Genomic DNA, 20,657 nt, shown 5'->3' on the forward strand with positions numbered 1-20,657 from the left:
GAATTGGATAATTTACAGAAAATTCAGAAATATTTCAGATTCTATTTTCCCAACTCTGTTAAAGCATGCTAAATCTTTACCCAAGCTTGCTTTTTATTACTCTCAATGATTCTTTCTCCGATAATTAATTCTCTTAAACCATCTGAAAAGGTTGGAAAGCTTGGGCTATCAGGCTGTTTTCCAGTTCTTACAGCTGCATAAACTTCTTTAAACATCTGCTTAGAAGTATCTGGGAACCCTTCATTATGTCCGCCAGGGAAACTAATCAATCCGGCAGCTTCTGGAGTAAATAAAGCTGGATCTTTCATCAAATGCTGATTAGCACTTTCTCTTTTTCCAATCCACAATTCATTCGGTCTTTCTGAATTGAATTCAAAATTCGACTTGGAGCCTGCGATTTCAATATTCAATCTGTTTTTTCTACCCGCATTGACTTGAGAAACAGTAATTGACCCTTTACTTCCATTGTCAAAACGAAGCATCACAGTGGCGTGGTCTTCTGTATTGATTGGAACCTCCTCGTAATCATCCATACTTAGCATTTTACCTGAGTATGTTTCGATCGCTTTAAGAGGCTTCAAACGGGTTTTGTGAACAGTAGAAAAATCTGCCATAACTTCCGTGATTTTCAAACCAGTCACATATTCTGTGATATCCAATAAGTGAGACCCGATATCGGCAATAGCTCTGGAATCACCGGATTTATCAGGTTCTAATCTCCAATTATAATCTGTTTGTAAAAAGAGCCAATCCTGAAGGTAAGAGCCCATAACTGCATAAACCTCACCCAAGTCGCCACTTTCTCTCATGGTTTTCATTTGTCTTACCACAGGATAATAACGGAGATTGAAATGCACTGCGTTAACCAACCCTTTGCTTTTAGCCAAAGACACTAACTCCTCTGCTTCATCTATTTTTACTGCTAAAGGCTTTTCGCAAATGACATGCTTTCCTGCCTCTAAAACTGCTTTTGCTTGCGCATAATGCAGAAAGTTTGGAGTACAAATATGAACAACATCGATTTCAGATACTTTAAGCATGTCCTCGAAGGTATAAGCATTGGGTATACCTAAAAGTCTGGCCTTTTCTTCAGCCAATTCTTGATTGACTTCTACTAAGCCAGTGACCATTACATTAGGAATTCTTCGAAGTGCTTCCAGGTGAGCCGGTCCAATAAATCCGGTACCCACGATGGCTGCTTTAATCGTTTGAGACATAGGTTATGTAGGTTTTATGTGTTTGAATAAAGTTTCAAATTAGGAAAAATGAATCAATTTCACTCATGACTTTTGATCACAAATTCAAGTCTTAAGAAAGCCCTAAAAGACTATGATCAAGAATGTATTAAAAAATACTAGCCTTTCTTTCCTGAAAATCAGAGAGATCTACCAAGTCAGGATTGATCCACCAAGGATAAAGTTCGGGTTGACTTTCTTCTTTAATTTCTATCATAGAACCGATTTTAGGCACCCTGATTTTCAATCCTAATTCCTGAGATTTGGCCAAAACACGCTCCACGGGGTCTGTCCAAGAATGCATAGCTAAGCTAAAGGCTCCCCAGTGAATGGGCATAAACTCTTTTGCTTTCAGATCCAGAGCAGCCAATGCCGTTTCTTCAGGCATCATATGGATTTCCTTCCAATTTTCATTGTATTGCCCGCATTCCAACATAGCAAAATCAAATGGCCCAAAACGATTTCCAATCTCTTGAAAATGTGGACCATACCCACCATCTCCGCTAAAAAATAGCTTTTCTTCTTTACCAATAATCACCCATGATCCCCAAAGTGTACTAAAGCGATTATTCAATCCACGGCCAGAAAAATGCCTGCTGGGAGTAAAAATCAAAGATATATCCTGAACCTTGAAGTCTTCCCACCAATCCAACTCAGTTATCCTAGCTTTCTCAATTCCCCAAGCTTCCAAATGAGCTCCCACGCCTAAAGGGACTGCAAACTGCTTTGTTTTTCCAGCTAATTTCTTGACTGACCCATAATCTAAATGATCATAATGATCATGAGAGAAAAGAATCATATCAATCACCGGCAACTCTTCAATTTCTATAGGAAGCTCTTTGAAAAATCTGGGGTTTCCCAACTAAGGATGGGGAGAGGGAACTTCCCCAAGCATGGGATCTAACAAGATATTTTTGCCGTCTATTTGAAGTAAAAATGCAGAATGGCCAAACCAAAATAGCCTTGTGGATGAACTATTGAGTAGTTCAAGAGAATCAATTTTTACTATCGGGATATCGAAATCCGGTTTTCTGCCTGGATCATTTTTGAAGAACTCAGGAAGTAGCTTGATGGCTTTCGCTAAATCCATTCCCATTTCAGTTGCTTGAAGGTTATGAAACTTGCCATCTGAATAATGATCCAATTTTTCAAATTCGCGAAGTTGCTCTGGTGAAGGCTTACCTCCAAACTGAGGGCTAAAACTGATAAAAAGAAAACCGAAAAGGAGAGGTGCCAAAAAAAGGATAAGTACGAAGAGTAATATTTTTTTTAGCACAGGAAAATGGATTTTAGGTTTTGTTTGAGCCAGAACTTGAAAATTATTTTATTAACCAAAAAAGGAGAAAAAAGGTCCGAGTACTTTGATTTTTTTATCATTTATTTCAATTAGGCCTCATTATTTGCCGATCAGACAATTAGGAAGTCAGATTTCCATAAATGGCATTTATCAAGGGATGATTTTTTGTAACTTATGAGCAAATAAAAGAAACATGGCAACTTTCAACTTAAAAGTAAACGGTAAAAATCATCAGGTGGATGTGGAAGATGATACCCCTTTATTGTGGGTTTTGCGAGATCACCTGGGATTAGTCGGAACCAAATTTTCTTGTGGTGTAGCTCAATGTGGGGCATGTACTGTTCACATAAATGGCAATTCCACTTTCTCCTGTGTCACACCTATTTCCAGTGTAGGCAATTCAGAAGTTATCACCATCGAAGGTCTTTCGGAAGATGGAGATCATCCTGTTCAAAAAGCATGGGAAGAAGTCGATGTAGCCCAATGTGGCTATTGTCAGGCTGGACAGATAATGCAAGCTGCAGCATTTCTGAAAAGCAACCCCAATCCTTCAATGGATGAAATTGACAATGCGATGAATAGAAACATCTGTCGCTGTGGCACCTATCACAAAATTCGAGAAGCAGTAGCATTAGCCGCTAAAACCAAATAATCATGAGCACAGTAACAAGAGCGAGCAGAAGAGATTTTCTGAAGATTGCCGGAACCACGGCAGGTGGATTATTTATTGGTTTCAACTGGTTCAGTTGCGATTCCCCGAAAGTAGAGGTATTGAGTACTGAGGAAATTTTATCTCAGGCTAAAAACTTCAATAGTTATTTATCCATCTCTCCAACTGGCGATGTGGTGATCTATTCTCCTAATCCTGAATTGGGGCAAAACATCAAGACTTCTTTTCCAATGGTCGTAGCCGAAGAATTGGATGCTGATTGGGAAAAAGTCAGAGTAATTCAGGCCAATTTGGATACAGAAAAATATGATCGTCAATTGACTGGTGGTTCAGGGGCTATGCCACACAGCTGGGAGAGATTACGTACAGCAGGGGCAACAGCCAAATATGTATTAGTAGCTGCTGCTGCGAAAACATGGAATGTTCCAGCAGAGGAAATTACAGTAGAAAAAGGCATCATTTCACACAAAGGAAGTGGGAAAAGTGCACACTTTGGAGAGTTCGTGACAGAAGCTGCCACCATGACTGCTCCTGAGCAAGTGACTTTCAAAGACAAAAAAGATTTTAAAATCATCGGGACTCCGGTGAAAAATGTGGATGCCAAGGAGATGTATACCGGGCAGCCATTATACGGATTAGATTTTTACAGGGAAGGAATGCTTCATGCCATGATTCAAAGAGCACCTTTTGGAATGAAAATCAAATCTGTCGACGATGCTGCAGCAAGAGCAGTGACTGGAGTTCAGGAGGTGGTAACTTTTGGAAATTCAGTCGCTGTGGTAGGTTCATCAACTTGGCCATTGATGAAAGCTAAAAAGCTGCTTCGAATTGAATATGAGCCAGAAGGCAAGGTAGAAAGTTCAGCAGACCACGATAGAATTTTCAAAGAGTTATTGGCTTCTGGAAAAGCGGAAGTTCGAAGAAAAGACGGTAACGTAGACGCAGCTTTTAAAAATGCCGCTAAAGTAGTGAGCGCTGAATATCAATGTCCTTTCTTGGCGCATTCTCCTATGGAACCAGAAAACTTCTTTGCCCATGTAAAAGGAGATAAATGCGAATTAATTGGTCCTACCCAAACTCCAGATAGAGCTAGACAGTCGGCTGCTCAAATCTTGGGAATTCCAGCTGAAAATATCACAGTGGAAATCACACGTCTGGGAGGAGGATTTGGAAGAAGACTTCGCGCCGACTATGTAGAGGAAGCGGTGGAAGTATCCAGAGCTATGAATGCACCAGTCAAGGTAACTTGGAGTAGAGAAGATGAACTCACAGGAGGCGCTTATAGACCGGCTGTAAGATACAGATTTGAAGCGGCCTTGGACGAATCGGGAAATATGATTGCATATAAACTCCGTGGAGTAGGGATGAATGCTGGTAATACAACCCGGGAGCATAATTTTCCTTCAGGAGCTGTGGACAATGTCTTGATCGAATCAGTGAATTATGAATCAAGTATCACAACCAATGCCTGGAGAGCTCCAATTACGAACTTCCTCGCTTATGCAGAGCAGAGTTTTTTGGATGAGGTAGCATTGGAAGCGGGCAAAGATCCTGTTCAGTTTAGATTGGATTTGCTTCAAAGGGCAAAAACCAATCCGGTGGGAGAGCTAGGCTATGATGTAGATCGAATGATTGGAGTTGTTCAAGCCGCCAAGGAAAAATCCAATTGGGGTAAAAATCCAAACGTGAAACAGGGATTCTCTGTGTACTTCTCTCATAGATCTTATGTTGCTCAAGTAGCTGATATCGCTATGGAAGGAGGTACTCCGACACTTAAGAAAATAACTGCGGTTACAGATTGTGGAATGGTTATCAATCCAATTGGAGCAAACCATCAGGTAAGAGGTGGCATTGTGGATGGAATGGGCCACGCAATGTATGGAAATCTAACTTTCGAAAATGGTGTGCCAAAGCAGAAAAACTATGACACCTATCGCTTAATTCGAATGAAAGAAGTTCCTGAAATTGAAACTCATTTCCTAACAACTGACTTTGATCCTACTGGCTTAGGAGAACCTGCACTACCTCCAACAGGTGGTTCTATTGCAAACGCGATATTTGCTGCGACAGGTAGAAGGTTGAGAAGTCAACCATTTATTGAGCAGAAAGAATTTTCAGATATCAAATTAGATATCCGAAGAGCTTAAGGTAATAAGGTGTTAAATTAAAAAGCCGCCAATGTGAATTGGCGGCTTTTTTTTTTAAATAAATACCGAATTATTGAATAGCTGCTGCTTCAGCTTTTAGCATTTCATGATCATCATTCAGACCAGCATTAATAAATTCCTGAGCTGCCTCTGTTTTCTCCTGGCCATTTTTTAGTAAAACGCCCAAGACTAACATGACACCAATTCGAGTACCCACTTTTTTAGCAGCCGTATTGAATAAAGGTTCAATTTCCTCATAGCTCACTTCTTCAGCTAATTTGAGTATAGATGCTTTAGCATTCGCCAACTTTTCTTCTGGAAGATTGGTTAGCTTTTTACTCAATTGCTGAATCTCGTTCAAAGGACTTCTTTTACCCTGATTCTGCTGAACAGCAGGCTGTTTTGGTTGCTGCGCTGCTGTATTTTGCTTAGCCCAAGAATCTTTTAAGCCTACAGTTTTATTGAAAATCAACTGCCCCTCCTTGGAATCTGTGTCTAAAGTAAAGTAACCCAATCGCTGAAATTGGTATTTATCATCCAAAGTAGCTTGAGCTAAATAGGGCTCCAAATAGGCCTTTTTGATGATATTCAAAGAGTTCGGATTGATAAACTCCATGAAGTTTTTGTCCTCATGTGCATCAGGAGCCTCATCAAGGAACAACCTATCATACTCCCTTACTTCAGCAGTGATAGCATGGGCTATTGAAACCCAATGAAGTGTTCCCTTTACTTTTCTTAAACTTGCTTCAGTACCGCTTCCGGATTTGGAGTCCAAATCCACCGTACAATGAATTTCTGTAATATTTCCAGCATCATCTTTTACCACAGAATCTGCTTTAATGATATAGGCACTTTTTAAACGAACCTCATTACCCAAAGAAAGTCTAAAGAATTTCTTATTCGCTTCTTCTTTGAAATCTTCTCTTTCAATATAAAGTTCTTTGGAAAATGGTACTTCATGAGTTCCTGAATTAGGATCTTCAGGATTATTTTCCATAGAAAGCATTTCTACCTTACCCTCAGGATAATTGGTCAAAACCACTTTCACAGGATCCAAAACCGCCATTACTCTGGTAGCAGTTTTATTCAAGTCTTCCCGGATACAATATTCCAATAAGGAAACGTCAGTGACATTGTCCCGCTTAGAAATACCGGATAAATCAGAGAATTTTCGGATAGACTCCGGAGTGTAGCCTCTTCTTCTTAAACCTGAAATAGTTGGCATACGAGGATCATCCCAACCTGAAACGACTTTCTTCTGTACCAATTCTAATAATTTCCGCTTACTCATCACGGTATAGCTCAAATTTCTTCGGGCAAATTCCCGCTGCTTTGGGCGCAGAAGCGTAGGATCATAGATCTGATCCAGATACCAGTCATAAAGCTCTCTGTGTAGCTTAAACTCTAAGGTACACAATGAATGAGATACCTGCTCAATATAATCCGATTCACCATGAGCCCAATCATACATTGGATAAATGCACCAATCACTTCCTGTACGGTGATGCGGAGCATTGATAATCCTGTAAAGAATAGGATCACGCATATGCATATTCGGAGAGGCCATGTCAATTTTGGCTCGAAGGAGATAAGATCCTGCAGGAAACTCCCCATTCTTCATCTTTTCGAAAAGCTCCAGACTTTCAGCCACAGGTCGATCTCTGAAAGGGCTTGGCTTTCCTGGACTGGTAGGTGTACCTTTTTGCTCTGCAATCTGTTCGGATGACTGTTGATCTACATAGGCTTTGCCTTCTTTGATCAATTGAACAGCCCAATCATACAGCTGCTGAAAATAATCAGAAGAATAGCATTCATTAGCCCATTTGAAGCCAAGCCATGCAATGTCTCGTTTGATTGCATCTACATATTCCTGCTCTTCTTTGGCAGGGTTGGTGTCATCAAAGCGAAGATTTACAGGAGCATTGTACTTTTCTCCCAATCCAAAATTCAAACAGATGGAAGCAGCGTGGCCAATATGCAGATAACCATTCGGCTCCGGAGGAAAGCGAAAACGGAGTTTTTCCTTCGGAAGACCTTTGGCTAAATCCTCTTCTATAATTTGTTCAATAAAATTGAGTGTCTCTGGTGATTCTTTCATAATTGAAAAACTGAATGCCAAAATTACTTCAAATGAAAGGAATTGCAACCTTTCATTTAAAATGAGGCAGATGAATTTGAGAATAATTCAGGTTCTATAGAAAGAGAAAAAAATCAGATCTCATCCATTTCTCTGCTTGGCCAATAAGGCCCTATCAGTTTTAATTTGGAAGATTTTGAATCAAATTCAAAATCAATTTTTAAAGATTCTCTCACTTGTTCATGAATGGCCAGGCAGGCATTAAAATGAACCAAAGAAAAATCTACCTCAAAACTGCCTGAATTAGAACCAGAAAATTGAGGCTCGGTTTTTAAGTTTACATCCTCGGCTACTGCGCCATCTTTTTTGTAGTAATAAGAAAGAAAAATGCCCAAATCTTTTTTTTTGGCTTTCAAGAAAGAACTCAATGAATCGTCTTTTATTTGAGATTTGGGATAGTCAAATGTCCAAGTTTCTTGCATACTGCAATTTAACTATCTAAAATGAATTTTACCGTTTCAGTAACTTAAATCCAATTTCTCTTCCTTGTCCCTGAAACATGGCAAGATTAATCCAAAACCAAGCGAATTGCTCCATCAATTCAAATTTGTCATTTCCACCAATTGAATAGCAAGCTTCAAATCCAGCATCTTTTGCAAGTTGGATTGCGACAGTTTTCCCTTTTTCACTATCTCCTGCGACAAACAAGTCCAATGAATGGGGTCCGTATTTAGGGTTTTGCAAGTTATTGTAGCCAGTGGTATTGAAACATTTGACTACATCTCTGGAGGCAGTATGATCAAGTATTGCGGCTGTAGTTGATTTATATCCAATGGGGCCATTTCCCATAATAATATTCATGGCGTCTATGATAATTTTTCCAGAAGTATCGCCCAAGCTTTGGGCTACTTCAATTGCTGCCTTTGCGGGAGTTGCTATTAAGATCACCTCAGAAATTTTTACAGCTTCAGATACTGAATGAACTGTTGTATTGGGATTTGAGACCAAATTATCTCCCTTAAAATTGGAGCTATCCTGAACACCCAAATGAATTTGATGCCCTGATTTTGCCCATTTAGTGGCTAATGCACCACCAACGTTGCCCGTTCCTATAATTGCTATTTTCATATCCTTACTTTTTTGATTTTAAATTCAACAAATCCACCACCAATTTCGCTGCTGCTTCACCAGAATTTTGCTGTTGACCTGTAATCAAGTTTCCATCTTGAATGGCATAGGAAGAAAATGGAGAAGAAACTTTAAAAGTTGTTCCTTTCAATCTTCTTGCTTCTTCTTCTATTCGATAAGGCTGAATTTTCATACCTACTGCCTGATCTGCAAATTCTTCCTCAGCATCTGCAAATCCCGTCCATGTCTTTCCTGTAACAAGGAGCTCACCGTTAGACTTTTTTGCTTCCAATAGGAGAGTAGTAGCATGACAAACAGCGGCACTGGGTTTACCTGATTCAAAAAATGTCACAAATAGCTTTTCCAAGTTGGTATTTCCTCTGAAAGTGTACATGGGACCTTGACCTCCAACGAGAAATATAGCATCAAAATCCGAAGGATTGACAGAACTCAATTTTCTAGTGTTTTTCAGCATTTCATTGAATTCAGGTTTTTGCATATAGCCCAATGAAATCACATCATGTGCGGAATAGCCACTGGAATCATTTGGATTGGAGTAAGCATCCATTTCCAGTTTTCCTCCCTCGGTAGAAGCCAACTCCACTTCATAGCCTGCTTCCTGGAAAACTCGAAGAGGATGTGTCAACTCTGCCGCCCAAAATCCAATTGGCCAACCAGTTTGTTTTGATCTTGTAGGAGAACTGGCAACCATTAATATTTTTCCTTTAAATGGTGCACCATGGAAATGCACGTAGCTTTGTTTTTCTTGAATCTTGCTCATAAAATTTTGGTTTAGCGAACAAGACAAATTTGAAATTAAACAGTACCTTTAACAATATACTTACTTATAGTTAGGATATACACTTTTAGGAAAGAAATGGAAAATTGATACGATATGCCTGATTTCTTGTTTGACAAAAAGCTTTATTACAATCCTGTAGAGTTTGCAATGGGCAGGATTGGTGGAACTTGGAAAATGCCTATTCTTTGGAGATTAAAAGACCGGGTAATGCGCTATGGAGAACTTAAAAAAGATATACCGCATATCACTCATAAAATGTTGACCAGTCAATTGAGAGAACTGGAAGCCGAAGGGTTTATTGATAGAAAAGTCTATCCCGTAGTGCCTCCAAAAGTTGAATACTCTATCACTGAGAGGGGTTTAAGTGCTGTACCAATTATTGAAACAATCAGAAATTATGGACTTCAGTTGATGGAGGAGTTCAATGTAAATGAAAACCATTAATTCTTAACCAATGAAATACCCCATTTACTTAGACTATAATGCCACTACTCCTTGCACTGAAGAAGTAATGGAATCCATGCTTCCATTTTTTTCGATTCATTTTGGAAATACGGCGAGTAAGAGTCATCCCTTTGGCTGGGTTGCAGAGAATGCGGTAGAAGAAGCCCGAGAAAAAATTGCTCAATTGATTGGTGCTAAGTCTAAGGAGATAATTTTTACATCTGGAGCTACAGAGGCATTAAATTTAGCTATAAAAGGTACTTTTGAAGCATTTTTGCCGGGAAAACAGCATTTTATCACCTGTCAAACAGAGCATAAAGCCGTTTTGGATTGCTTTGAAGAAATTGAAAAAAGGGGAGGAGAAGTGACCTATTTACCCGTAGACGAGATGGGTAAAATAAGCATAGATCAACTAGTCAAAGCCATTCTCCCGACTACCAAAGCGATTTGCCTGATGTGGGCAAATAATGAAACTGGAATCATTCATCCCATAGAGGAAATCGCAAATTTATGTGAGGATAGAAATCTTATTTTAATTACGGATGCTGTACAGGCGGCTGGCAAGATCCCGGTTTCTACCTCCGGAATTCACCTGATGGCTATTTCTTCCCACAAATTATACGGCCCCAAAGGTATAGGCGCATTGTACGTGCGACACAACCATGAATTACCCAAACCACTTGCTCAAATTCATGGAGGAGGCCATGAAAAAGGAATTAGAAGTGGGACATTGAATGTACCTGGAATAGTGGGATTTGGAAGAGCCGCTGAGCTGAGAATGGAAGAAATGAATGAAGAAGCTAATCGATTGCAAAAGCTTAGAGATCGGTTGCAAGAAGGATTACTAAAAATCTCCGGAACACAATTGAACGGAAGTCAAGATAATCGTTTGCCCCATGTTTGCAACATCGCATTTTCAGGTGTAGAAGGAGAGGAGCTATTGAAAAGAGTGAATCAAAAAGTTGCGGTGAGTTCGGGTTCCGCCTGCACATCCATTTCCCCAAAACCTAGTCATGTATTGAAAGCCATGGGATTGGATCCAGATTTAGGAAGAGCTTCAATTCGATTTTCTTTGGGAAGAAAAACTAGCGAAGACGAAATTCTACAAACCATAGATTGGGTAGAAAAAGTAGTAAAGGAATTAAGAGAATAGATCTTATTTGAGATTCTTGATCTTTTTCAAATCATCTTCAGTATCCAAATCAATCGAACCCTCAGGGAAATCAAGCGCTAAAACATCTTCAGAATGATTGAAAATTACCTTTTTGGCACCCTCTGAACCTTTGAGGCTCAGTAATTCATTGAAATAAGATGCATCAAAAAGCGCAGGCACTCCCATGGTTTCAGAGTAAGAACAAGCAATGATTCCTTTACCAGAGCTTTCTTTCTCCTCAATCAATCTATTCAAAAGAACCGCATCAACAAATGGCTGGTCGCATAGCATCAAAATCACTTGATCGGTTTGGCTATTTTCTATCAAAAATTTGAGCCCTGTCTGCATACTGGAAGCCATACCTTCTTCCCAGCTCTTATTGAATACAACATTTACGTTTTTGCTTTCAAAACCAGTTTGGATCAAGTCAGGATTCCAACCCAAAACAACTACCATTGAATCCGCTTGGCATTTTTTAGCTTCTTCTATAGCGTTTTGAATCAGCGTTTTACCTCCCAGCTCCACCAATTGCTTAGGTCTACCTAATCTGGAAGATGAACCTGCGGCCAAAAGAATTATGCCTGTTTTCATAGCCCAGACTCGTGAATGGGACCTTTTTTGTCCCGAAGGAAAATGGGACTCTTTTGATTTAGAACTGCTTTAATTTCTGCCATAATAGAAAGCGCAATTTCTTCAGAAGTTTCAGCTCCGATTTCAAGACCTACAGGGGCATAAATATTCTCCATGTTGACTTGCAATCCTATGGATTCCAATCGCTGTACCAACTTTTCAGTCTTTTTCTTAGGACCAAGAATTCCGATATAGGGAAGGTTTGATTTCAAAAGTTTTTCCAAAATAATCACCTCATATTCAAAATTATGGGTCATTAAAAGAGCAACAGTATTGGAATCAGTACTTATGCTTGGCAGCACTTCTTCTGCAGAACCAACGATAATATTTTGAACCGATGGAAAACGTGCAGATGTAGCCTGATTTTTTCTTCCATCGAAAAGAAATAGCTCCATTCCCAATAATTCAGCCATTTGGGCAACAGGTCGAGTATCATTTCCCGCACCAAAAAGTAATACCCTCGTCACAGGATGTATTTTTTCGAAGAATACGGAAATCTGATCCAACTCTTCGTATTCCCTGATTTGACTCTGATTTTCTTCAAAGCCATTGATTTCATGTTTTATCCTGAGCCATTGCTGAGGATTCAATTTTCCAGAATTGCCGAATTCCTGATTTCCTCTTTTCAAAAAGATGGTACCTATCTGCTCTGATTTAGATCTAGGAATAGAAAATACAGTAAGCAGAAGACTGGATTCACGCTCTTGGATGGCTTCCTTGATTAATTCAACGGGGTTGCTTGGGTTAGAAAATTCCAATGGTTCAATCAATACGTGGATTATTCCATTGCAACCTAGCCCTACACCGAATTTTTGATCATCTTCATCCGTAGTATCATAAGTGACCAACATAGATTTTTGCTGAAAAATTACTGTTTGGGCCTTTCTCAAGGCATCTCCTTCCAAACAGCCCCCACTGATGGCACCTGTTAATTGTCCATCTTGGGTTACGAGCATTCTCGCGCCTGGTCTTCTATAGGCAGATCCATCTACTTTTACCACAGTAGCCAATGCGGCTGAAATGGATTCTTCCTTGCAAACTTCGTAAGCCTGAATAATCTGCTTGAACTCTTTCATGCGCCTAAGTTAACTCAATTGGCTAACTGCATCCTTTCATTTTTCAAACAAAACCATACAGAAAGCAAACAAGATGAAAATAAATAGACAATGAAGAAAGTCAAGGCTCCGGGTAAAATTTGATTGATCCCAAACCAATCACCTGAAGTAAAAATGAAGTAAAAGGCATATATCACTTTCAAAACTTCCCAAACCCATGCATTGGGATTTCTATCCATTAATTCGGTGTAGGAGTAAACTGTCAAAAAGACAAAGGCTCCGTAATAAAAGATATCAGGCACTCCAATGCTGGCTAAATTTCCAAACAAATAGCTTAGAAGGAGCAAAAGCACAATTAACTGGGCAAAACTCCAAATCAACATTCCTTTGCTGAGGAATGGGTTGTATTTCTGAAAGTGATAAACATCTTCGATTTTAAAGACTGGGTATTTTTCTGCCACATCTTTGGGCCTCCAACCCAATGGCATAAACCAAATTTTTAGCTTGTCTTTCCAATCTTGAGCTCTCCAGGCATCTTTAATCAGAAGCCAAAGGTGCATAAAATTGATTTTAATCGGATTCCAGGTTCGAACAGGTCTTGTCACCCCATAAACTGCTGGGACATTCTCCTGTTCTTCCTGATAAGTTCCAAATAGCTTGTCCCAAATGATAAAAATTTGTCCATAATTCTTATCCAAATATTCCGGATTGATGGCATGGTGAACCCGGTGATGGGAAGGAGTAACGATGATTTTTTCCAAGAAACCCATTTTGCCAATATGTCTTGTGTGATACCAGAACTGAGCAAAGAGATGTAAGGGAGCTACAATGGCAATTACTTGGGCTGGAACCCCCAATAAAGCAGCCGGAAGCAAGAAAATTCCGAATATTTTGACAATTGAGGAGATGCTTTGTCTCAATGCACAGGCCAGATTAAATTCCTCTGAGCTATGGTGAATGATGTGGTTGTTCCAAAATAAATTATACTCATGGGAAATTCTATGCACCCAATAGCCTGCAAAATCCAAAGCAATAAAAGCGATTACGTATGTCAACCAAGAGGCATCGATTTGAAATAATCCAAATTTTCCAGCCATCCATTCATAAGAGATAACTACAATACTTAAACCCAAGACATCTTTGGTCACATTGGTTATTCCAGAGCTGAGACTGGCAATCATATCGTTGACAGGAACCGTATCATTTCCTTTCCATACACCCCAAAACTTCTCAAACAGCACCAGCACAAAAAATGCTGGCATAGCGATTAATAAGATTTTACCGTAGGTTTCCATTTGAGTTTATATTCCAATACTAAACTTAGGAATTATGCTGATTCCATTCAAATTCCATTGATTTGAGGAGCTTTTTTTGATACATATCAACCAAAGAATATCTTTTAAAAAGATACCAGAAAAATATTTCTATTTTTCTACTCTCTAAATCCAAGGCATGAATCGATTATACCTACTAATAACCTTATTTTCTTTGGTCTGGTTTCCAACTTTTGCTCAAATAGATAAAGTTGAGATCCTGCGCCTTTCAGAAGAAAGTTTACTCCCGTCTTTAAACAAGTTTAATGAATTCCTGAAAATCCCGAATAACGGACGTTATCCAAATCAAATTCAAGCAAATCTAATTTGGTGTCAAAAAGAATTGAACAAACTTGGATTTGAAACGCAAGTACTCAGCGCAGGGGGAGTTCCTCATTTATTTGCAAAAGGAAAGTTTGACCCCGCAAAAAAAACTATTCTGGTTTACATGCAGATTGATGGGCAAGCAGTGGATACCTCAGCATGGAACCAAAAAAGTCCATTTATTCCTGCCTCGAAAAAAGAAGTTGATGGGAAATTGCAGGAAATAGATTGGAGTTCATTGAATGACAGGATCGATTTGGATTGGAAAATTTTTGCCCGGTCGGCTTCAGACTCCAAAGGTCCAGCCATGAGCATTTTGACAGCAATGGAGATTTTTCAGCAAAATCAACTTGAGCCGGCAGTGAACCTGAAGCTGATTCTCGATTTTCAAGAAGAACTCTCATCTCCAGAATTAGCTGGAATAGTGCAGGCTAATCAAGCATTATTTGCAGCCGATGGGATATTGATCATGGACGGTACCCGTCACTTATCCAACCTCCCCAATCTAGCATTTGGTGCAAGAGGAATAGCTACTGCCACTATCAAAGTATTTGGAGCAAAAGAAAATCTGCATTCCGGACAATATGGGAATTTCTCTCCGAACCCGGTTTTTGGCTTATCCAGACTGCTGGCAGCAATGAAAGATGAGTATGGGAAAGTAGCAGTCCCGGGCTTTTATGAAGGAGTCAATTTAAGTGAATCCGACATGCAAGCTATGGCCGAAGTGCCGGAATCTATGGAAGAAATACTGTATGAACTTGGAATAGCTAAAGCAGATCAAGTGGGAGGGAGCTATCAGGAAGCCATGCAGTATCCATCATTAAATATTAGGGGAATCAATGCAGGTTGGGTAGGAAAGGAGGTAAGGACCTTGATACCTTCTGTGGCCATAGCAGAAATTGATATCCGGACAGTCAAAGAGACTCCCGGAGAGAGACAAATAGCACTTTTGCGAAAATTTATCACCGATCAAGGCTATCATATAATAGCTGGAGAGGAGCCAAGCTTGGAAGAGCGAAAGGCTTACTCTAAACTTGCCTCTTTTGATTTTCGCATCGGTTCCCAGCCTTTCAGAACCTCCATGGATTCTGATTTTGCACTATGGTTGGAAGCAGGAATGAAGCATGTTTTTGGATCAGATTATGTCAAAACCAGACAAACGGGTGGTTCCCAACCAATGGCACCCTTCATCAATATTTTAAATGCTCCGGCAGTTTCCGTACGGATTCCAAATCCAGATAACAACATTCACGGACCTAATGAGAATATCAGAATTGGTAACTATCTGGAAGGAATTCAAACTTGTTTAAGTATTCTTTCCCAACCTTTTCAATGAATTCATTTGATGAAATCATATCTCTAGTAATTGTTTTATTAACAGTTACTTTTGTATTGAAAATCAATACATTAAATAATAAAATAATCGAAGAAATTCTCAACTGGTTTCCTGCAATTTTATTTGCTTATGTGATCCCGGCAGGATTTACGCACCTCTTTGGATGGGATTTATCCAGTGTTTATTTACACAGCCTCAGCAGAAACTGGATTATCCCAATCACCCTTTTGGCAGTTATGTCCGCATTACCTTTCAAGCAGTTGGCAGTAGTAGGATTTAGACCTTTGGTTTTATTTTTTGGAGGAAGTCTTTTTATAGCAACATTACCCGTGCTATTGGTTTCAGGTGTGCTTTTAATCGAACCAGGTAATGATGTTATCTTTTTCGAACAGGAATATTGGAAAGGCCTCGTCCCCATAGTTGGAGGCTGGATTGGTGGAAGTACCTCTCAGTTGATTTTAAAAGAGCTCGCCCAAACCCCTGAAAATATCTTTCTCTCAGTTTTGGTATTGGATAATATTTTGGTCAATATCTGGACAATCTTAATGTTTCAGTTTATCAAAAAAGGAGAAGTTCTCAGCAAACTGATAGGAATCAAAGATCCTCTTCCAAGCACCCTAGCTGACCCCAAACTCAATTCTGGAAGGAAAATTAAACCGCTGGTGATCATTCTAATTTTTGCTCTGATCACAGGTATCAGTTACTTTTTAAATCTATCATTCCTCATGCTGGTTATAAGTTTATCAATTTTGGGAATGCTTTTGGGTAACTTGATTACACATTGGAATACCTCATTTTCCCTAAAAATGGGAGGAGTCTGTATTGTTTTGGTCATGGCCATCCTTGGATTGCGATTAGATTTCAGCAACCTAACCTTACCTTGGAGCTTTGTAAGTTTGGTTTTGGTATGGTTGATTTTGCACTTTATTCTCATGCTAGCTCTTTCCAAAGTATTGAGGCTTAATCTTATTTGGGTTCCCATCGCATCCATGGCAAATTTGGGCGGAATTTCTACTGCTCCGGCCGTTACAGCTGCATATAGGAAAGATTTAATGCCTCATGCGGTGCTATTAGCCATTTTGAGTATGGTTACCGGAACAGGGTGGGGGATGCTCACTATTTATTTATTCCAACAATTCTGAAGCAAGCAGCTTATTATTCTGATTAAATTCTAAAAAAGTATATGGACATTCCCAGTTTAGCCACCTTGAAAAAAGACCTTGGCTATCTTTCTGAACAGGAAATTAAAGATCTTTTGATCGAATTAATCAAGTTTAGCAGAGACAATAAGGCCTATTTATTTTTTAAACTCTATGAAAGGGATCAGCCAGGATTATTTGTAGAAATGGTTAAAGAAGACTTGTTAGTTGAATTTGAAAAGGCTAGGGTAGAGCATGGTTATTATGCGAAAAAATCAGCTCAAAGTATTCGAAGAAAAATGAATAAGCTTTTAAAATTATTAAAGTCCAAACCCGATCAGGCTGAGGTCATTCTTTTTTTCTGTGAAAAAATAAAGGAAATGGGATTTTTAAAGCACCGAAACTCTGTGATCAAAAATCTGTATGAGATCCAGAAAGGAAAAGTTGAAAAGTTAGTAAGTGGATTACACGAAGATTTACAATACGATTTTCAATTTCGACTGGAGAAACTATAAAAAAAGTCCGGGCAAATTACCCGGACTTTTTAAAACCAACCATCTACTATTAATTTACATTCACCCCAATATTTCCTTGGGCAACAACTGTTGCAAGTTCTGCCATGGAGAGGTGTACATTGATATATCCGTTAAATTCCAATAGTTGCTCATAAGTAATTGCTGTTTCATCATCTAAAGCAACAATATTGGTCATGCTCATTCCTGTAGTACCATCAACTGGCGTAAAGGTAAATGCAATGCTTCCGCCCATTTCGGCTGTATTATTGTGAATATGAGCTGGATGAGAAGAGCCTGCTATTGTGTTTTCTACATCTAAAATTGCTAGGGTAGTACCATTAGCTCTTTTTCTAAAAGTCGCAGTACCATTAATTCCTACTACATCTTTTTCACCTAATACATAGGTAGTTGACTCTCCGGTTAATTCATTAGATCCTATATCACCTTGAGCAACGATGGTTCCCAATTCACTTGCAGAAAGGTGCACATTGATATATCCATTGAATTCTAAAATATCATCATACCCGATCATAGAATCATCGTCTAGCGTGGCTACGTTGGTCACACTTACACCAGTTGCACCATTGACTGGAGTAAAAGTGAAGGCAATTCCACCACCTTCTAATGCCGTATTAAAGTGAATGTGTGCTGGATGCATTCCGTCTTCAGGAGTGTTCATCAACTCGATCATAGCTAAAGCTTCACCGTTCACACGCTTCTTGAAAGTAGCTGTACCGCTAATTCCATCCACATCTTTTTCTCCTAACTCATAAACTTTTTCTTCTCCAGTAAGCTCATTTTGACCTATATCTCCTTGGGCCACTAATGTTCCTAGGTCTTCAGCTGACAAGTGAATATTCACATATCCATCAAAATCCAATAATTGAGTATAGGTAATAGGAGTACCGTCATCTAGAGTTGAAATATTGGTTGCACTCATTCCTGATGCACCAACAACAGGGTTGAAAGAAACTGCGATTGCACCGCCTTCGGCTGCTGTATTAAAGTGAATGTGTCCTGGGTGCATGCCATCTTCTGGAGTTCCCATCAGCATAATTTCCGCTAATGTTTCACCATTGACTCTTTGACTGAAAGTAGCAGTACCGCTAATTCCATCTACATCTACAGAGCCTAGGGCATAAGTTTTAGACTCACCAGTTAAGGCATTCTCACCAATATCACCTTGAGCGATCAAGGTTGCTAAATCTGAACTTGACAAATGCACATTGATATAACCATCAAAATTGATTAGCTGCTCATAGGTAATAGCGCTACCATCGTCTAGTGAATTTACTGTGACGCTGCTCATTCCGGTTGTACCGTCAACTGTTCCTAAGGTTAATGCAATATCACCACCTTCAGCTGCAGTATTAAAATGAATATGAGCTGGATGCATACCACCAGAAGGTGTGCTTGACAGACGAAGATTAATAGTGGTTGTGTTATCGTCATTTTCAATGAATTCAGCTGTTCCAGAAATCGAAGGATCAGATACTGAGCTTAATTGAAAAGTTGCTGTTTGACCCGTAGGCATTGGCATGGGGTCAATTGGATCGATGTTTTGGTCGCAACTGACCAAAACTGCGGAGAATAATAAGAGTAATCCTCCCAAAATTTGTCTTGTGTAGTACATAATTTTTGAGGTTAGTTAAAATTTAAAATAGCAGGATTGGTTTCCTGAACTTTGATCTACCTTTTTAGCTACGAAGTGCTTTTAGGGTATGGATTGACTAAAATCAAAATTTTCAGGATTTTCTTTCTCTGTGGCTGCTGGGTGGAATTTGGGATATGCATTATTTGTTACATAATTTACATTATGTTAAGTAATAAATTTTGATACCCCGATTCCATTATAATTTTTTAACTTTTGCAAAATTTATCCCTACCCCAGAATTCACTGAATGAAGATCAATCTGTCTACCCTCGGTTTATTTGCAGGACCGCTTTCTTATTTTCTTATTTTATCTTTTGTCCAGTCTCCGGATTTAAATCCTCAAGCTTTAGCCATGCTGGCCTTAGCATCCTGGATGGCAATCTGGTGGATCACTGAAGCTTTGCCAATTGCAGCTACGGCTTTTCTTCCTTTAATATTTATGCCCACATTGGATATTCTTCCTATTGCTGAGGTTTCTTCCAATTACATGCATCCTACGGTGATGTTATATATGGGTGGATTTCTAATGGCTACAGGGATAGAAAAATGGAATCTACACCGCAGGATCGCCCTATCCATTATTAATTTTATTGGCACTGATCTTAGAACTATTGTTTTGGGATTTATTTTAGCTACTGGATTTCTATCCATGTGGATTTCAAATTCAGCCACTTCATTGATGATGTTACCCATTGGATTGGCTGTAGTAAAGCAATTTGAGGATTCATTTGGCTCCGAAAATTTTAGCCTCTCTCAAAAATTGGGGAAAAATATCATGTTGGGAATTGCCTACAGCGCTTCTATCGGAGGTGTGGCAACTCTTATCGGAACTCCTACTAACACGATTTTAGCCGCTGTAGTCTCAGACCTATATGATTATCAAATCGGATTAAATGAATGGATGCTTTTTGGCTTTCCTTTATCCATTTCACTTATTTTCATATGTTGGTGGTATTTAGTAACTTACGCCAATCCTCTCCCAAAAAGGTTTAAGCTAAACGATGCTAAAACCATCGTGTCTGAGCAGCTCCAAAAACTAGGAAAAATCTCCTATGAAGAAATAAATGTATTGGTCGTTTTTTCCTTAGTATGCTTTGCATGGATATCCAGAAGCTTCCTGTTAGATCAACTTATACCCGGTATTGACGACACCATAATTGTACTAACCGGAGTGGTAATTTTATTTCTCCTCCCCGATTCAACTAAAACTAAAAGAATTCTAGACTGGAAAACAGCAGAGCAAATTCCTTGGGGAATTTTAATCCTCTTTGGAGGTGGTTTGGCTTTGGCAGAAGGTTTTAAAGAAACAGGCTTAGCCGAGTGGATCGGTCAAAGATTCACCCTAATTGAAGGTGTGGGATTTTTCTTCCTGCTTTTGGTCATCATAGCATCTGTCAACTTTTTAACAGAGGTTACTTCCAATATGGCAACTGCTTCCATGCTTCTCCCGATTCTCGCTTCTGTAGCGATCAAATTAGACTTACATCCTTTCGGTTTGATGGTTGGCGCTACTCTGGCGGCCAGCTGTGCATTTATGCTCCCTGTTGCCACCCCTCCCAACGCAGTCGTTTTCGGATCTGGTTTTCTACAAATGAAAGATATGGTCAAGGCTGGGTTTTGGCTTAATATTTTATCAATTCTGCTTGTAACGCTTATGGTCTATTTCCTTCTTCCTTTGTTCTGGGATATTAATTTGCTTCAGAACCCATTTGATTAATTAAATAGCCTTTCCATCCCA

The 20,657-nt window shown here is 39.3% G+C and carries 19 protein-coding genes; 8 read left to right on the forward strand and 11 right to left on the reverse strand.

The window, feature by feature from the left end; all coding sequences use genetic code 11:
- Positions 1–68: 68 nt before the first annotated feature.
- The 3 genes from B2906_RS04675 to B2906_RS04685 form a co-directional block, all read right to left on the reverse strand.
- Complete coding sequence (locus B2906_RS04675; protein ID WP_219958883.1) at positions 69–1,217, reverse strand: Gfo/Idh/MocA family protein; 1,149 nt, start codon at positions 1,215–1,217, stop codon at positions 69–71.
- Positions 1,218–1,344: 127 nt separating this feature from the next.
- Positions 1,345–2,097 (reverse strand): MBL fold metallo-hydrolase, encoded by a 753-nt coding sequence (locus tag B2906_RS04680; RefSeq protein ID WP_219958884.1) that lies wholly within the window; start codon positions 2,095–2,097, stop codon positions 1,345–1,347.
- A complete protein-coding gene (locus tag B2906_RS04685; RefSeq protein ID WP_219958885.1) occupies positions 2,098–2,511 on the reverse strand; it encodes an MBL fold metallo-hydrolase in 414 nt (137 codons plus the stop codon).
- A gap of 214 nt (positions 2,512–2,725) precedes the next feature.
- Between B2906_RS04685 and B2906_RS04690 the strand changes: the two genes are divergently transcribed.
- Both B2906_RS04690 and B2906_RS04695 read left to right on the forward strand, forming a co-directional pair.
- Entirely contained in the window at positions 2,726–3,184 is a 459-nt protein-coding gene (locus B2906_RS04690) for a (2Fe-2S)-binding protein (RefSeq protein WP_144604022.1), read from the forward strand.
- 2 nt (positions 3,185–3,186) lie between these two features.
- The gene (locus B2906_RS04695; RefSeq protein ID WP_219958886.1) at positions 3,187–5,349 is read left to right on the forward strand and encodes a xanthine dehydrogenase family protein molybdopterin-binding subunit; all 2,163 of its coding nucleotides are present in this window, start codon (positions 3,187–3,189) and stop codon (positions 5,347–5,349) included.
- Between the two features lie 70 nt (positions 5,350–5,419).
- Here the strand turns inward: B2906_RS04695 and B2906_RS04700 are convergent, their stop codons facing one another.
- The 4 genes from B2906_RS04700 to B2906_RS04715 form a co-directional block, all read right to left on the reverse strand.
- On the reverse strand, positions 5,420–7,447 hold the full coding sequence (locus B2906_RS04700) for a glutamine--tRNA ligase/YqeY domain fusion protein (RefSeq protein ID WP_219958887.1): 2,028 nt from the start codon (positions 7,445–7,447) through the stop codon (positions 5,420–5,422).
- 113 nt (positions 7,448–7,560) lie between these two features.
- Positions 7,561–7,908 carry a hypothetical protein gene (locus B2906_RS04705; protein ID WP_219958888.1) on the reverse strand — a complete coding sequence of 116 codons (348 nt, stop codon included), beginning with the start codon at positions 7,906–7,908 and terminating at the stop codon, positions 7,561–7,563.
- Positions 7,909–7,936: 28 nt separating this feature from the next.
- Entirely contained in the window at positions 7,937–8,554 is a 618-nt protein-coding gene (locus B2906_RS04710) for an NADPH-dependent F420 reductase (protein WP_286935759.1), read from the reverse strand.
- Positions 8,555–8,558: 4 nt separating this feature from the next.
- Positions 8,559–9,335 carry a type 1 glutamine amidotransferase domain-containing protein gene (locus B2906_RS04715; protein ID WP_286935760.1) on the reverse strand — a complete coding sequence of 259 codons (777 nt, stop codon included), beginning with the start codon at positions 9,333–9,335 and terminating at the stop codon, positions 8,559–8,561.
- 114 nt (positions 9,336–9,449) lie between these two features.
- Here B2906_RS04715 and B2906_RS04720 point away from each other — a divergent pair, with 114 nt between their 5' ends.
- A complete protein-coding gene (locus B2906_RS04720) occupies positions 9,450–9,800 on the forward strand; it encodes a winged helix-turn-helix transcriptional regulator (protein WP_286935763.1) in 351 nt (116 codons plus the stop codon).
- A 10-nt stretch (positions 9,801–9,810) separates the two neighbouring features.
- Positions 9,811–10,953, forward strand: a complete 1,143-nt coding sequence (locus B2906_RS04725) for a cysteine desulfurase family protein (protein ID WP_286935764.1) — start codon at positions 9,811–9,813, stop codon at positions 10,951–10,953.
- A 3-nt stretch (positions 10,954–10,956) separates the two neighbouring features.
- On the opposite strand, the gene B2906_RS04730 is transcribed toward B2906_RS04725, so the two are convergent.
- Genes B2906_RS04730 through B2906_RS04740 form a run of 3 tightly spaced genes read right to left on the reverse strand, consistent with a single transcriptional unit; the run spans position 10,957 to position 13,900 of the window.
- A complete protein-coding gene (locus B2906_RS04730; protein WP_219958892.1) occupies positions 10,957–11,544 on the reverse strand; it encodes a nucleotidyltransferase family protein in 588 nt (195 codons plus the stop codon).
- Positions 11,541–12,659: an XdhC family protein gene (locus B2906_RS04735; protein ID WP_219958893.1), complete on the reverse strand. Its 1,119-nt coding sequence runs from the start codon at positions 12,657–12,659 to the stop codon at positions 11,541–11,543. The genes B2906_RS04730 and B2906_RS04735 overlap by 4 nt, the downstream gene beginning before the upstream one ends.
- 14 nt (positions 12,660–12,673) lie before the next feature.
- The gene (locus tag B2906_RS04740; protein ID WP_286935765.1) at positions 12,674–13,900 is read right to left on the reverse strand and encodes a sterol desaturase family protein; all 1,227 of its coding nucleotides are present in this window, start codon (positions 13,898–13,900) and stop codon (positions 12,674–12,676) included.
- 190 nt (positions 13,901–14,090) lie between these two features.
- Here B2906_RS04740 and B2906_RS04745 point away from each other — a divergent pair, with 190 nt between their 5' ends.
- From B2906_RS04745 to B2906_RS04755, 3 genes are read left to right on the forward strand one after another with little or no spacing between them, the layout of a single operon-like run.
- Positions 14,091–15,611 (forward strand): M20/M25/M40 family metallo-hydrolase, encoded by a 1,521-nt coding sequence (locus tag B2906_RS04745; RefSeq protein ID WP_286935768.1) that lies wholly within the window; start codon positions 14,091–14,093, stop codon positions 15,609–15,611.
- Positions 15,608–16,753 (forward strand): DUF819 family protein, encoded by a 1,146-nt coding sequence (locus B2906_RS04750; RefSeq protein ID WP_219958896.1) that lies wholly within the window; start codon positions 15,608–15,610, stop codon positions 16,751–16,753. Before B2906_RS04745 ends, B2906_RS04750 begins: the two co-directional genes overlap by 4 nt.
- 41 nt (positions 16,754–16,794) lie before the next feature.
- On the forward strand, positions 16,795–17,265 hold the full coding sequence (locus B2906_RS04755) for a hypothetical protein (protein ID WP_219958897.1): 471 nt from the start codon (positions 16,795–16,797) through the stop codon (positions 17,263–17,265).
- Positions 17,266–17,314: 49 nt separating this feature from the next.
- On the opposite strand, the gene B2906_RS04760 is transcribed toward B2906_RS04755, so the two are convergent.
- Positions 17,315–18,898, reverse strand: coding sequence for a CHRD domain-containing protein (locus B2906_RS04760; RefSeq protein WP_219958898.1), 1,584 nt, complete (start codon positions 18,896–18,898; stop codon positions 17,315–17,317).
- Positions 18,899–19,166: 268 nt separating this feature from the next.
- Between B2906_RS04760 and B2906_RS04765 the strand changes: the two genes are divergently transcribed.
- Positions 19,167–20,636, forward strand: coding sequence for an SLC13 family permease (locus B2906_RS04765; protein WP_219958899.1), 1,470 nt, complete (start codon positions 19,167–19,169; stop codon positions 20,634–20,636).
- Positions 20,637–20,657 lie beyond the last annotated feature (21 nt).

It is taken from the genome of Algoriphagus sp. UBA3586 (genome assembly GCF_002376385.1).
GTDB lineage: Bacteria > Bacteroidota > Bacteroidia > Cytophagales > Cyclobacteriaceae > Algoriphagus > Algoriphagus ornithinivorans.